The 14,188-nt window shown below is 68.8% G+C and carries 12 protein-coding genes; 9 read left to right on the plus strand and 3 right to left on the minus strand.

The features are described 5' to 3' along the window. Nucleotides 1-373: 373 nt before the first annotated feature. From ACK3BB_RS16570 to ACK3BB_RS16610, 9 genes are all read left to right on the plus strand, one after another. Complete coding sequence (locus ACK3BB_RS16570) at nucleotides 374-835, plus strand: Lrp/AsnC family transcriptional regulator (RefSeq protein WP_428925745.1); 462 nt, start codon at nucleotides 374-376, stop codon at nucleotides 833-835. Nucleotides 836-1,264: 429 nt separating this feature from the next. Continuing rightward, nucleotides 1,265-2,758, plus strand: a complete 1,494-nt coding sequence (locus tag ACK3BB_RS16575) for an NAD(P)-binding domain-containing protein (RefSeq protein ID WP_428925746.1) — start codon at nucleotides 1,265-1,267, stop codon at nucleotides 2,756-2,758. A 7-nt stretch (nucleotides 2,759-2,765) separates the two neighbouring features. Next, nucleotides 2,766-3,761, plus strand: a complete 996-nt coding sequence (locus ACK3BB_RS16580) for an aldo/keto reductase (protein ID WP_428925747.1) — start codon at nucleotides 2,766-2,768, stop codon at nucleotides 3,759-3,761. 51 nt (nucleotides 3,762-3,812) lie between these two features. Then, on the plus strand, nucleotides 3,813-4,952 hold the full coding sequence (locus ACK3BB_RS16585; RefSeq protein WP_428925748.1) for an ABC transporter substrate-binding protein: 1,140 nt from the start codon (nucleotides 3,813-3,815) through the stop codon (nucleotides 4,950-4,952). Between the two features lie 118 nt (nucleotides 4,953-5,070). Continuing rightward, a complete protein-coding gene (locus tag ACK3BB_RS16590) occupies nucleotides 5,071-6,903 on the plus strand; it encodes an ABC transporter permease (RefSeq protein WP_428925749.1) in 1,833 nt (610 codons plus the stop codon). A gap of 2 nt (nucleotides 6,904-6,905) precedes the next feature. Next, nucleotides 6,906-7,772, plus strand: coding sequence for an ABC transporter ATP-binding protein (locus tag ACK3BB_RS16595; protein ID WP_428925750.1), 867 nt, complete (start codon nucleotides 6,906-6,908; stop codon nucleotides 7,770-7,772). Next, nucleotides 7,769-8,494 carry an ABC transporter ATP-binding protein gene (locus ACK3BB_RS16600; protein ID WP_428925751.1) on the plus strand — a complete coding sequence of 242 codons (726 nt, stop codon included), beginning with the start codon at nucleotides 7,769-7,771 and terminating at the stop codon, nucleotides 8,492-8,494. Before ACK3BB_RS16595 ends, ACK3BB_RS16600 begins: the two co-directional genes overlap by 4 nt. Nucleotides 8,495-8,579: 85 nt before the next feature. Continuing rightward, a complete protein-coding gene (locus ACK3BB_RS16605; RefSeq protein WP_428925752.1) occupies nucleotides 8,580-9,719 on the plus strand; it encodes a DSD1 family PLP-dependent enzyme in 1,140 nt (379 codons plus the stop codon). A gap of 553 nt (nucleotides 9,720-10,272) precedes the next feature. Further along, nucleotides 10,273-10,863, plus strand: a complete 591-nt coding sequence (locus ACK3BB_RS16610) for an RNA polymerase sigma factor (RefSeq protein WP_428925753.1) — start codon at nucleotides 10,273-10,275, stop codon at nucleotides 10,861-10,863. A gap of 48 nt (nucleotides 10,864-10,911) precedes the next feature. Here ACK3BB_RS16610 and ACK3BB_RS16615 read toward each other — a convergent pair whose 3' ends face one another. Genes ACK3BB_RS16615 through ACK3BB_RS16625 form a run of 3 tightly spaced genes read right to left on the minus strand, consistent with a single transcriptional unit; the run spans nucleotide 10,912 to nucleotide 14,091 of the window. Continuing rightward, on the minus strand, nucleotides 10,912-11,145 hold the full coding sequence (locus ACK3BB_RS16615) for an acyl carrier protein (protein ID WP_428925754.1): 234 nt from the start codon (nucleotides 11,143-11,145) through the stop codon (nucleotides 10,912-10,914). A gap of 28 nt (nucleotides 11,146-11,173) precedes the next feature. Then, nucleotides 11,174-12,964 carry an amino acid adenylation domain-containing protein gene (locus tag ACK3BB_RS16620; RefSeq protein WP_428925755.1) on the minus strand — a complete coding sequence of 597 codons (1,791 nt, stop codon included), beginning with the start codon at nucleotides 12,962-12,964 and terminating at the stop codon, nucleotides 11,174-11,176. Then, nucleotides 12,961-14,091 carry an acyl-CoA dehydrogenase family protein gene (locus ACK3BB_RS16625; RefSeq protein ID WP_428925756.1) on the minus strand — a complete coding sequence of 377 codons (1,131 nt, stop codon included), beginning with the start codon at nucleotides 14,089-14,091 and terminating at the stop codon, nucleotides 12,961-12,963. Before ACK3BB_RS16625 ends, ACK3BB_RS16620 begins: the two co-directional genes overlap by 4 nt. Nucleotides 14,092-14,188: the final 97 nt, after the last annotated feature.

Below are 14,188 nucleotides of genomic sequence, written 5' to 3' on the forward strand. Positions count from 1 at the left end.
GGCCCGCACCGATTGCGTCGAGATTATAGAAGGACATGCGACAGGATTTTGCGTAGATCCTGGTTCTGCGCGATTCGTTTGCGTGCGGGGCCGGCGCAACGCCCCCGCCGGTCAAACCACGCGCAGAGGGGCGCCGAACCATCCGCAGGGGCGACTCGCGCCGATCCGCCCGGTCCCTGCCCCGCGCCGCGGTGGCGCCCGGCGCCCCGGGCCTGCGCAATTTCTGTGCAGATCCGGCGCCACGGCCGGTCCGAACTTGCGCATCCTGCGACCAAAGCGCGGCTGGACGGCATTTACACTGGCCCTCGCCCCGGGGTTTCGTAGCGTCACCTCCCAAGGGGGGAGGCCCGACCAGAAAACGAGGCTGCGCCCGATGATCGACGACCGAGACCGTAAGCTGTTGGCATTGCTGCAGGAAGATGCCGAATTGCCGGTCAATGACATGGCCGAACGCGTGGCCCTGTCCGTATCCGCCTGCTGGCGCCGCATCCGTCGGCTGACCTCGGATGGCTATATCATGCGCCGCGTGGCGATCCTGGACCGGCGCAAGATGCAGGTGCCCACGACGGTCTACGTGCTGATCCGCACCTCCGACCATTCGACCAGCTGGCTGGAGAACTTTCGCAGCGCCGTGGCCGACATTCCCGAGATCGTCGAGGCACAGCGCCTGACCGGCAACATCGATTACCTGCTCAAGGTCGTGCTGCCCGATGTCGAACATTGGGACATCATCTACAAGCGCCTGGTGGCGCGGGTGAATTTCTTTGACGTGTCGTCCTACATCTCGATGGAAGAGGTGAAGAGCACAGGGCAGATCCCGACCCATTATGTCTGATCCCTGCCCCGTGGTCCGCCCCTTGGACCACGCCGATGCCCTCCTCCGCCGCGCCCTGCGGCCCTGTTCGCCCGCCTCTGCCTGCCCGGCTTCCGCCCGGCTGCAGCGCAGCGAATCCCCTGCCCGGCCCGCGCGACGGTTCCGCCAGGGCCCTGCGTGGCGCGTCAGGTTTGATGAAAGCCCGCGCCACGCGCAAATTCACGTCGCCGTGAGCGGGGATCGTCGAATTCTGCAGGTGCGAAATGCCCGCGCCCCTGCCGAGGACGCGTCAAAATTGCGGGGCGGCGGGGCTAGGCTGGATGAAACGGCGGCATCGGCGCGCCAGGGACAAAAACCGGCACAAGATCCCGCAGGACGCCGGACGCCGGTGCCCGGTCGCCCCTCCGACCGGACCGATACGACCAAGACCACGCAGGAAGCGAGACCGACATGACTGCTTTTGCCGCGCCCGGCGATCTGAACGCGCCGGGCCTTTCGCCGGCCCCGGCCAATGACACCGGGCTGACCGCCCTCGAGGCCGGGCTGGCCGTCGATCTCGACCGGCTGGGCCTGCCGCGCAAGACCTGGACCGCCCCGCGACCCGGCCCCGACGGCAAGCCCCTGCGCGACGTGCTGGTGATCGGCGCCGGCCAGTTCGGCATCGGCGTGGGCGTGGCGCTGAAATTCGCGGGCATCGCCGATTTCGAGCTGCTCGACCGCGCGCCCGAGGGCCGCGAAGGCCCCTGGGTGACCTATGCGCGCATGCCCACCCTGCGCTCGCCCAAGCAGCTGCCGGGCATCTGCGCCGGCATTCCCCGGCTGACCTTCCAGAGCTGGTATCGCGCCACCCATGGCGATGCGGCCTGGGACGCGCTGTACAAGATCCCCAACCAGGACTGGCAGGATTATGTCCTGTGGGTGCGCCGGGTGCTGGCCCTGCCGGTGCGCAACGGGGCCGAGGCCGTCGACCTGCGCCCGGCGGCCGACCACGTGGCCGTTGCCCTGGCCGATGGCACGACGCTTTATGCCAAGCATGTCATCGTGGCCACCGGCCGGGCCGGCACCGGCGGCTGGGCCAGCGTGCCCGGGGTGTCGGCCGAGCTGGGCCCCGACCGCATGGCCCACACTATGCACGACATCGATTTCGACCGGCTGAAGGGCAAGCGCATCGCCGTCCTAGGCGTTGGCGCCTCGGCCTTCGACAACGTGGCCACGGCGCTGGAACGGGGGGCGGCCTCGGTCGACGTGCTGTCGCGCCGCCCGGCCCTGCCGCAGCTCAACAAGGGGCGGCCGTCCAGCGCCATGGGCTTCCTGGAAGGCTGGCAGGCCCTGCCCGATGCCGATCGCTGGCGGCTGGCCGTCTATCTCGACCTGATGACCGGCGTGCCGCCCCATGAAACCATGCTGCGCTGCCTGGCGCAGCCCGGCATGCGCCTGCATTTCGGCACCCGGTTCCGCAGCGCCACGCCCAGCGAAACCGGCGTGCGCATCGAGGTCGAAAACGGCCCCTCGGGTGATTACGATTTCCTGCTGCTGGGCACCGGCTTTCGCGTCGACCTGTCGGCCGAGCCGCTCTTTGCCTCGATCAACGGCGCGATCCGCCTGTGGCGCGATGCCTATGCCCCGCCGCCCGGGATGGAACGGCCGCACCTGGGCCTGCATCCCTATCTCGGCGACGGGTTCGAGCTGCAATCGCGCGACGAGACGCCGCTGGACCGCATCCACCTGTTCAACGCCGCCTCGCACATGAGCGCCGGGTTCATGGCGCTGGACGTGCCGGCGCTGGATGTCGCGCCCGAACGGCTGGTCACGGCCATCACCCGGCGCCTCTTCACCGAGGATTTCGACCCGATCTTCGCCGGGCTCCAGGCCTGGGAAGAGGAACACGAGCTGGAACCGACGCCGTTCTATGCCCCCGAACATGTCAACAAGACCGCACGCTGAGACGATCATGGACGCCATAGCCACCCCCGCCCGCCGCCGCCTGGGCCAGTCGGACCTTTACGTCGCCCCCATCGCCTTTGGCGGCTCGGTCTTTGGCTGGACGGCCGATCCGGCCATGTCGCACCGGCTGCTCGATGCCTTCACCGACCGCGGCTTCAACATGATCGACACGGCCGATGTCTATTCGTTCTGGCTGCCCGGCAATTCGGGCGGTGAATCCGAAACGATCATCGGCGACTGGCTGGCCGCCACGGGCAAGCGCGACCGTGTCGTGCTGGCGACCAAATGCGGCTCGCCCCGCACGCCGGGCGGCGCGGATCTCAGCGCGGATTACATCCTGAAATCGGTCGAAGGCAGCCTGAAGCGCCTGCGTGTCGATTGCATCGACCTCTACCAGGCCCATCGCGACGACCTGCTGACCCAGCCCGACGAGATGCTGGGCGCCTATGACCGGCTGATCCGCGACGGCAAGGTGCGGGCCATCGGCGCGTCGAACTTCCTCTATCCCCGGCTGAAGCAATCGCTGGATCACGCCGAGGCCCACGGCCTGCCACGCTTTCAGACGTTGCAGCCGCCCTACAACCTCTATGACCGCGACACCTATGAATGGGCCTTCGAAGGCTCGCTGGCCGCGCTCTGCGCCGAGCGTCAGGTGTCGGCCATCCCGTATTTCTCGCTGGCCAGCGGTTTCCTGACCGGCAAGTACCGCGTGCCCGAGGACACCGCCCGCAACCGGGCGCGGGGCGGCGATGTCGAGCGCTATCTCAATCCCAAGGGCCACCGCGTGCTGGCCGCGCTGGACCGGGCGGCCGAGACCCTGGGCGCCACGCCGGCCCAGGTGGCGCTGGCCTGGCTGATGGCGCAGCCCACCGTGGCCGCGCCGATCACCTCGGCCACGAGCCTCGACCAGCTGCACGACCTGCTCGGCGCGGCCGAGATCCGGCTGGACACGGACACGCTGGCCGACCTGACGGCCGCCGGTTCCAATGCTTCGGCCAGTTGATGAAGAACGACTTTCAAACCATTCCAAACACTTAAGAAACAGGGACCTGACATGACAAAGACCTCTTCCTTCCGCATCACCCGGCGCGGCCTTGGCGGGCTGGCCATGGGGCTGGCCATGGCCGGCGCGGCCGCCGCCCAGGACACGATCACCATCGGCGTGACCGGCCCCAAGACCGGCCCGGCGGCGCAATATGGCCAGGCCTGGGTCGAAGGGTTCGACCTGGCGCTCGACGCGATCAACGCCGATGGCGGCATCAATGGCACGCCGCTGGAATATGTCTTTGAAGACAGCCAGAACGATCCGCGCCAGACCGTGGCCATCGCCCAGAAGTTCATCAACGACCCGAAGATCGTCGTGGAAGTCGGTGATTTCTCGTCCACTTCCTCGATGGCCGCCTCGCCGCTCTACCAGCGCGCGGGCCTGGTTCAGTTCGGGTTCACCAACTCGCATCCCGATTTCACCAAGGCCGGCGATTACATCTGGTCGTCGTCGATCCCGCAGAGCCAGGAACAGCCCCTGCTGGCCGAATTCGCCTATGAAGGGCTGGGCATGCGCAAGATCGCCGTGCTGCACCTGAACACCGATTGGGGCACCACGGCCAAGAACCTCTTTGTCGAGGCCTTCGAAGCCCTCGGCGGCGAGATCGTCGCGGCCGAAGGTTACCTGCCCGACGAGAAGGATTTCCGCGCCACGCTGACGCGCATCAAGTCGGCCGCGCCCGACGGGATCATGATGGAAAGCTACTACCCCGACGGCGCGCTGATCGCCCGCCAGGTCAAGGACGCGGGGATCGAGGTGCCCGTGCTGGGTGTCGGTTCGATCTTCTCGCCCGATTTCATCGAACTGGCCGGCGATGCCTCGGAAGGTGTCTATACCACGGCCTATTTCTCGCCCAGCTTCCCCCGGGCCGAGATCCAGGACTTCGTGAAATCCTTCGAGGAAACCTATGGCCACGAGCCCAACAGCTTCAACGCCATGGCCTATGACGCGATCAACATCCTGGCCGCGGTGATGCGCGAATACGGCACCACCCGCGAAGAGATCAAGGACGGGCTGGGCCAGATCTCGGGCCTGCCGGCGGTGATGTTCCCCGAGGTGGCCTTTGATGCCGAGACCCGCCGGGTGTCCGGCCCGGTGATCACGCCGCTGATCGTCAAGGACGGTGCCTTCGAGATCTACGAAGACTGATCCGCCCCCACACAAGCCTCTCCCGGACGGCGCCCCTGTCGCGCGCCGTCCTGCCCCCACCCCAATGCCCGCGGACGGGCGTCATTGCCCGACCGTCCCGTGCGGAGCCCTTTAGACAATGCTAGAATTCATCCAGACCGCCTGGCTCGATTTCACGATCGCCGGCGTCGTCATCGGGTCGATCTATGCGCTGATGGCCGTCGGCCTGGCGCTGATCTTCGGCGTGGCGAACCTGATCAACTTTGCCCATGGCGCCGTCTTCACGGTGGGCGCCTATATCGGCTGGACCTGCCTGATGGGCCTTGGCCTGCCGCTGTGGCTGACCGTGATCGTCGTGGCGCTTGGCGGCGGCGTGATCGGCGCGCTGATCGAATGGCTGGCCATCCGGCCGCTCAACCGCCAGTCGCGCATCGCCCCGCTGCTGGCCACGATCGGCGTCGGGCTGATCCTGGACCAGCTGGTGCACATCCTGTTCTCGCCCACGCCCCGGGCGCTGTCGGCCAACCTGCCCGACTGGCGCATCCCGCTGGGCACCGGCACGATCGGCACCCTGGACATCGTGATCTTCGTGACCGGCGTGCTGTCGGCCGCGCTGCTCTACGGGTTCCTGTTCTACACCAAGATCGGCATGGCCGTGCGGGCCACGGCCCAGGACGATGACGCGGCCAAGCAGATGGGCGTCAACATCAACGGCGTCAACATGACGGTCTTTGGCGTGGCCGGAGCACTGGGGGCCATCGCCGGGCTGCTCGTCGGGCTCTATTACAACAACATCGATCCCAACACCTCGTTCCAGATCATGCTCAAGGGCATGGTGGCCATCGTCATCGGCGGCATGGCCAACGTGCCGGGTGCCATCGGAGGCGGGCTGATCCTGGGCCTGATCGAAAGCTATGGCATCGCCTTCTTCGGGGCCAGCTACCGCGATCTCTTTGCCTTTGCCGTGCTGCTCCTGATGCTGCTGTTCAAGCCCAACGGGCTGTTCGCCAAGGCCCGGGAACGCCAGGCCGAGCCGATGACCGGCACCTTCGTCACCCGCAACAAGCCGGTGCAGATCCCGAAATGGCTGATGGCCGTGCTGATTGCCCTGGCCGTGGCCGTGCCCCTGGCCGGCCAGCCCTACATCACCCAGGTCATGACCAATGCCTTCCTCTACGCGCTGGCCGGCATCTCGCTGACCCTGATCGCGGGCACGGTGGGCATGATCTCGATCGGCCATGCCGCGCTGCTGGCCATCGGGGCCTATGCCTCGGCCCTGCTGACGATGAAGGGCCTGCCCGTCGCGCTTGGCCTGGTGGCCGCAGGCTTTGTCACGGCCATCGTGGGCACCGCCCTGGCCTATCCGGCCTTCCGCCTGCGCGGTCACTACGTGTCGATCGGCACCCTGGCCCTGGGCCAGATCGTGGCCCTGGTGATCCTCAACTGGACCTCGGTGACCAACGGGTCGATGGGTCTTTACGGCATCCCGCCACTGGATCTCTTCGGCATCCCGCTGTTTTCGAACCGGGCGATGTACTGGTTTGTCCTGGCCCTGGTCATCATCGCCGGCCTGCTGCAATCGCGGCTGCTCAGCTCGCACCTGGGCCGGACATGGCGGGCCATCCGCGAGGATACCGTGGCCGCCGAGACCTATGGCGTGGCGTCGAACTACTACAAGGGGCTGGCCTTCGGCTTTGCCGGTTTCATCGCCGGCATCTCGGGGGCGGTCACCGCGCACCAGTTCAGCTATATCAACTACGACACCTTCAACCTTCTGATTTCCGTCCTGATCCTGACCATCGCGATCCTCGGCGGCCTTGGGAACATCACCGGTGCGGTGCTTGGCGCGATCCTCGTCGCGGCCCTGCCCGAGATGTTCCGCGCGCTGGCCGAGTATCGCATGATGTTCTACGGCGTGGCCCTGATCCTTCTGATCCGGTTCCGGCCTCAGGGCCTTCTGGGGAGCGGCTGACCATGACCGAACCACTTCTCACCGCGACGGGCATCACCCGGCGCTTCGGCGGCATCACGGCCGTCGACCATGTCGACCTGCACGTGGCCGAGGGCGAATTCCTCTCGGTCATCGGGCCGAACGGGGCCGGCAAGACCACGCTGTTCAACCTGATCTCGGGCCAGGACCGCATGGACGAGGGCCAGGTCATGCTGGACGGCACCGACATCACCCGGTTCTCGCCCCACCAGATGGCCGAGATCGGCATGGCCCGGACCTTTCAGCACGGCCGTGTCTTCGGCAACCTGACGGTCATGGACAACGTGCTGATCGGCTGCCACACCCGGCTGCGGGCGGCGCGCTCGCGCACGCCGGTCGTGGCGCCGCTGGTCGAGATCCTCAAGGCGCTGGTGCGGCCGAAATCGGTGCGCGACGAGGAAGGGGCCATGCGCGCCGAGGTGCGCGAGATCGTGGCCACCTTCGGCGAGCGGCTGACACCGCGGATCGATCAGCCGACCTATTCGCTGTCCTATGCCAACCGGCGCCGGGTCGAGATCGCCCGGGCGCTGGCCCTGCATCCGCGCATCCTGATCCTGGATGAGCCGACTGCGGGCATGAACGAAAGCGAAACGGCCGAGATGCAGGCGATCATCGGCGATCTGAAGGCCCAGGGCCGGACGATCCTGCTGATCGAGCACAAGCTCAACATGGTCATGCAGCTGTCGGACCGGGTGATGGCGATGGACAACGGCAAGGTGATTTCCCAGGGCACGCCGGCCGAGGTGCGCAACGATCCCAAGGTGATCGAGGCCTACCTGGGCCATTCGACGATCGGCGGCGACACCCCGGCCGAGGCCGAGCTGATGCCCGCAATCGGAGGCGCGTCATGAAGAAGCCGCTGCTGGAACTGAAGAACTGCAATTCCTTCTACGGGCCGGTCCAGGTGCATTTCGATGTCTCGCTGAGCGTGCCCGAGCAATCCATCGTCTGCCTGCTGGGCGGCAATGCCTCGGGCAAGTCGACCACGATGAAGACAATCCTGGGCCTGCAGGTCCCCAAGACCGGGTCGGTCACGATGGAAGGCAAGGACATCACCGGCGCGCCGACCTCGGAGATCGTGCGCGCGGGCATTTCGACCGTGCCCGAGGCGCGGCGATTGTTCGGCGACATGAGCGTGCGGGAAAACCTGCTGATGGGGGCCTATGTCCGCGAGGACCAGGCCGGCATCCAGGAGGATTACGAGCGCGTGCTCGACCTGTTCCCCCGGCTGAAGGAGCGCATCCGCCAGAAGGCGGGCACCATGTCGGGCGGTGAACAGCAGATGGTGGCCATGGCCCGGGCGCTGATGGGCCGGCCCAAGCTGATCATCATGGACGAGCCGACGATGGGCCTGTCGCCCAAGTATGTCGACCGGGTGCTCGAACTGATCGCCACGGTCAACAAGACCGGCGTGTCGATCTTCATGGTCGAACAGAACGCGTCCATGGCCCTGCGCATCGCCGATTACGGCTATGTGCTGCAGACCGGGCGCATCGTGCTCGAAGGCCCGGCCGGCGACCTGCTGGCCGATCCGCGCATCCGCAGCGCCTACCTGGGCGAGGACGTGGCCTGAGCCCTCAGGCCCGGCGGCAATTGCACCGCCGGGCCGCTTCGGGTTACCAAGCGTCGCAGGCAGAACGACAGGGAAGGACAGCCGCATGATCCCGGATACGGCAGAGATCGGCTTTGACATTCCCGCCCGCCCCGGCGACGCGCTGAGCGACGTGATGACCCCGGCGCTGGTCATCGACCTGGACGCCTTTGACCGCAACATCGCCCGGATGCGCGCGTTCGTGACCGGCCACGGGCTGCGCCTGCGCGCCCATGCCAAGACCCACAAATCGGCCGACATCGCCCGCATCCAGATGCAGCGCGGCGGAGCCTGCGGGATCTGCTGCCAAAAGGTGTCCGAAGCCGAGGCGCTGGTCCGGGCGGGCATCACCGACGTGCTGGTGTCCAACGAGATCCACGGCCCGCGCCGCGCCGCGCGGCTGGCGGCCCTGGCCGGACGGGCCCGGGTGCAGGTCTGTGTCGACGATGCCGGCCAGGTGGCCACCCTGTCCCATGCGGCCGAGGCCGCGGGCACCCGGATCGGCGTGCTGGTGGAAATCGACGTGGGCGCCGGGCGTTGCGGCCTGCCCCCCGGGCCGGCCGCCGTCGAACTGGCCCGCCGGATCGACGAAGCCCCGGGGCTGTCCTTCAACGGGTTGCAGGCCTACCAGGGCGCGTTGCAGCACATCCGCGATCCGCAGGCCCGGGCCGAGGCCGCCCATGCGGCCGCCCGTGCGACGGCCCTGACCCGCACGGCGCTGACCGAGGCCGGATTTGCCTGCGAGACCATCGGTGGGGCGGGCACCGGGTCCTTCACGCTGGATGCCGGGCTGGGCGAGATCAACGAGCTGCAATGCGGGTCCTATGTCTTCATGGATGCCGATTACGACCGCGTCACCGGGGCCGATGGCAGCCGGCCCGGCGGCATGGAAAACGCCCTGTTCGTGATGGCCGAGGTCATGAGCCGTCCCGGCCCCGACCGGGCGATCTGCGACGCCGGGCTCAAGGCCCTGTCGGTCGACAGCGGGTTGCCGCGCATCGACCGCGACGGGCTGCGCTATACCGGGGCGTCGGACGAACATGGCACGATCAGCGATCCCCGGGGCCTGTTGACGCCGGGCGACCGGGTCATGCTGGTGCCCGGCCATTGCGACCCGACCTGCAACCTTTACGATTGGTATGTCGGCCTGCGCGGCGGTGTCGTCGAAACGCTCTGGCCGGTGACCGCCCGGGGCAAGCTTTACTGACCAACCGCCCCGACCCGGCCGCCCCGACCGGCCCCCGTTGAGCGGACCGGGCGCCCCCGTCACTGGCCGAACCGGCGACGGGACGTGGGTGTCGATCCAGCGCGTGACGGGGTGTGTCACAGCCCGCTTGCGGAGCGCGGGCAGGCCATCCGCAACTGACACCGACGGTCGGTCGGCCCTTCCATCGCTCCGGCCACCCTCTCTGGTCCGCTCGCCGCTCTCTGTCTGGTCGCAGGCGTCTGGCCGGTCGCCACCCTCTGTCGTCTGACCACCCGGTCGCCACCCTCTGTCGTCTGACCACCCTGTACTGCCGGTCCGGCCCTCACCCTTTCCCGCCCACCGGGCCGCCCCCCTCTCCGATCCGGCCAACCCGCTCCAACTGCCCGTTTCCACGGCACCGGGGTGAAAAACAACGCCGTCCCACGCCGGTTACAACGCTGGCGCCAACGGTGATGCTCCAGACCTCTGCCCGTAGCTGTCGCAACGACGCCCGCCCCGCTCCGGGGTGCCGGCCGTCGCCTTTTCCCGTTGCCGATCCACCGCGAGGTCCCGGATGTCCGCCATTGCCCGCCCGATTGCCCCGCCCGCCCCCGGCCTGCCCGCCGCCGCCGCAGATGACGATGCCGCCCTGCTCACCCGCATCGCCCGGGGCGACAGCGCCGCAATGCGCGCATTCTACGAACGCCACAACGATGCCCTGCGGGCCTTCCTGCGCAGCCGTTGCCAGGACGAGGCCCTGTCCGAAGACATCGTGCACGACACCATGTTGCTGATCTGGAACCAGCCGCCCCGCCACGGCGGGCGCTCCAGCGTGCGCACCTGGCTCTTTGCCATCGCGCGCAACAAGCTGGTCGACCGGATGCGCCGTTCGGCCCCTCTGTCCTTCGTCGACATCCTGCCCGACCGGGTCAGCGAGGCGCCCGATGCCCAGACCGTGGTCGAAGCCGCCCAGGATGCCCACCGCCTGCGCGACGCCATGGCCCGGCTGAAACCGGCGCAAAGGGTGGTGCTGCGGCTGGCCTATTTCGAAGACATGACCTGCGAGGACATCGCCCGGATCGAAGGCATTCCACTGGGTACGGTCAAGACCCGCATCCACCACGCCAAGCGCGCGCTGATGCACGGGCTGGCCCGGCGCGGCTAGGCGCCGCGTGGGTGGCTCCGCCATGGCCCCGGCCAGGGCGCCGCGCGGTCAGGCGGCGCTGCGCGAGACCATGGCCAGGATCGCATCCAGCGTCTCGAAATTCTCCTCGACGACCTCTTCCAGGGGCAGTTCGCGGCCGGTCTCCTGTTCGATGGCCGTGATCATTTCCATCAGCTTGAGCGAATCCAGCATGCCCGCCGCCAGCAACGGCGTATCCCGCGCCAGGGTCGCGGCATCGGCCCCGGTATTGGCGGCAATCCAGTTTTTCAGAAAATCTTCCATGGTTACTCTCTGATTGTCATTTCGGTGATCATGAACGTCCCGCCAGAGCGGCGGGGGGAAATAGCTGATCGGCCAGGGCGCGTCGGTCGATCTTGCCGCTGCTCGTGCGTGGCATCGCATCGACCGGCACCACCTGCGCGGGCCGCGATTGCGGCGGCAGGCGCTCGGCCAGGGCGGCGGTCACGGCGGTTGTCAGGTCGACGGCCGGCCCGTTCGTCATCGGCACCGCTCCGTCCGTCGGGGGCGCCGGCACTTCCGTTGCGGGCGCCGGCCCGTCCTTCGCTGGCGCCACCCCGTCCGTCTCGGGCACCGCCCCGTCCGCCTCGGACCCTGCCCCGACACCCGCCGGCAGGACGGCCAGGATGATCCGCGTGGTGCCATCGCGGGAAACCTGCGGCAGGGCAACGGCCAGGGCCACGCCGGGGATGTCCTGCGCGGCGGCCTCGATCTCGCCGGTTTCGACGCGAAAGCCCCGCACCTTGACCTGGGCATCGCGGCGGCCGAGGAAGACCACCCCGCCGTCCGGCCCGATCCGCCCGTAATCACCGGTGCGATAGCTGTCGGGCGCCCCGTCCAGCCGCGCGGCCTGGGTCAATTCGGGGCGTTGCCAATAGCCGGCCATGACCGACGGCCCCACCACGCAGATCTCGCCCTCTTCGCCCGGCGGCAGCGGCCGGCCGTCCGTATCGCGAATGGTGATCGCGGCATGCGCACAGGGCTGGCCGATGGGCACGTCGACCCAGCCCGGGTCGATGCCCTCGACCACGTGGCAGCAGATCACGTTGGTTTCGGTCGGCCCGTAAAGATTGGCAAACCGCGTGTCCGGCAGGGCGGTGACCAGCTGGCGCAGGGTGGCCGCCGGCAGGACCTCGCCGGCGGACAGCAGCCAGCGCAGCCCCTCGGGCCGGGCCCGTTCAAAGGCCCGCAGCCCGGTCAGCAGGCGCAGCTGGGTCGGCACGGTATACAGCACCGACACCCGGTGATCGCGGATCGCGCCCATGACCTCCTGGGCAAAGCCGGCCCGGGCATCGGGCAGCAGGTGGACCCGCGCGCCCAGCCGGAGGGCGGCGTGGATATCCAGGACCGACAGGTCGAAATGCATTGGCGCCAGGCTGAGGAAACGGTCGGCGCCGGTCAGGGCAAACGTGGCCACGGCCCAGTCGATGAAGGTGGCCAGGTTGCCATGGCTCAGCACCACACCCTTGGGTCGCCCGGTCGAACCCGAGGTCATCAGGATCATGGCCGGTTGGTCATCGGCCGGGGCCACCAGCGCGATGGGCGCGGCCATGGGCAGAGTGTCGGGCGCATCGGGCGCGGTCTCGATCCGGGTGCCCGGCCCGTCGCCCAGCGTGGCGGCGATGGGCCCGGCGGCAAAGACCAGCCCCGGCGCCAGGTCGTCCAGCATGGCCCGCAGCCGCGTCGGCGGGGCGGCGGGATCGAGCGGCACGGCCACGGCCCCGGCGGCAAAGGCGGCCAGCATGATCATCACGGCCGACGGGCCCTTTGGCAGGCAGATCGCCACCCGGTCGCCCGGGGCCACCTGCCCGGCGATCCAGCCGGCCAGCCCGGCGGTGCGCCGGATCAGGTCCGGGCCGACAAGCGCGCCGCCTTTGGCCATGGCGGCGTCATTGCCAACGTCGCGCCCCTTGACGGTGCCGCTGCCATTGCCTGCGACGGGGCCTGTGAGCGCGTCGCCCCCCTTGCCCACGTGATCCGCGTCATTCCCACTGCCCGCGCGTCCCGCGTCGCCACCTTTGCCCGCCCGGCTCGCGCCCGGCCAGCTCAGCCCGGCGCCCGGGGCGATCAGCGCAACGCTCATCGTTCCAGCCCCGAGGCGATGGCATTGAGCTGGATATGCGACGTGCCCGAGGCCGACAGCGTGCCCATCACGTCAGTCAGCGCCGTGGCCAGGCCCATCTCGTCAAGCCAGCCGGCCCCGGCCATCAGCTCTTGCAGGCCCCGGGCCGAGGACACCAGCGCCCGGCTGATGGCCAGCTTGGCCATGGCCGGGTAGATCACCGCGCCCTCGTCGGCCTCCAGCGCCCCGGCCCCGCGATAGAGCAGCAGCCGGGCCATTTCCTGTTCGACGCGCAATTCGGCCAGGGCATGGGCCACGGCCTGCTGGGCGATCAGCCGGCCGCGCGAATTCTGCCGCCCGCTCAGCGCCCGGGTCACGGCGACAAGGTCACGCTCGGCCGCGCCCAGGAACCCGGCCAGGATGCAGCTGCGCTCCCAGCGCATGACCGACAGCAGGATGCCCAGGCCCTGCCCCGGCCGGCCCAGCACGTGGTCGCGGTCCAGCCGGACATTGTCGAAATGGATCTCGGCCATGGGCGCCTCGCGCAGGCCGATATGGCTGGTCAATGGCGTGACGCGCAGGCCCGGCAGGTCGGTCGGCACGGCCAGAACACTGCTCTGCAGGGCCGATGTCGCGCCCTGGCGGGTGGCATTGACCACCAGAAGATCGGCCAGCGGGCCGTTGGACACCAGCGTCTTGGTGCCCGTCAGGGTCAGCCCCGGCCCGTCGGCATCGAACGCCGCCAGCACCCGGCCATTGCCCGTGTCCGACCCGCCCTGGGGTTCGGTCAGGGCCAGCGCGCCGATGGCCGCGCCGCTGGCCAGGCGGGGCAGCCAGGCCGCCCGCAGCGCCGGCCCGGCGTGGTTCTGAAGCGCCATGGCACAGCCGAAGAGATGCGCGCCCATGGAAAAGAGCGCCGCCCGCGACAGCCCGCCCCGGCCAAGCGCCTCGGCCACCAGCACGGTGTCGACGGCCCCCAGCCCCTGGCCGCCATGGTCCCGGTCCAGGCAGAGGCCCAGCCAGCCCTCGGCCCCGGCCGCCGGCCAAAAGCCCCGCCCGGCCGGTGTAAGCGCCGGGTCAAAGGCTTCGGCCGCCTGGCGCGCGCGGTCGATCAATGCGGCCTGGGTCTTGGTTGTCGAAAAGTCCATCAGCTGTTCTTTGTCCTGAAATCCGTCTTGCCCTGTTCCCGGGCCGCCCGGCCGGCGCCCGGCTCATGCCCGTGCGCCGGACCTGTCCTGTTTCATT

Source organism: Marinibacterium sp. SX1 (genome assembly GCF_050389775.1).
Taxonomy (GTDB): domain Bacteria; phylum Pseudomonadota; class Alphaproteobacteria; order Rhodobacterales; family Rhodobacteraceae; genus Marinibacterium.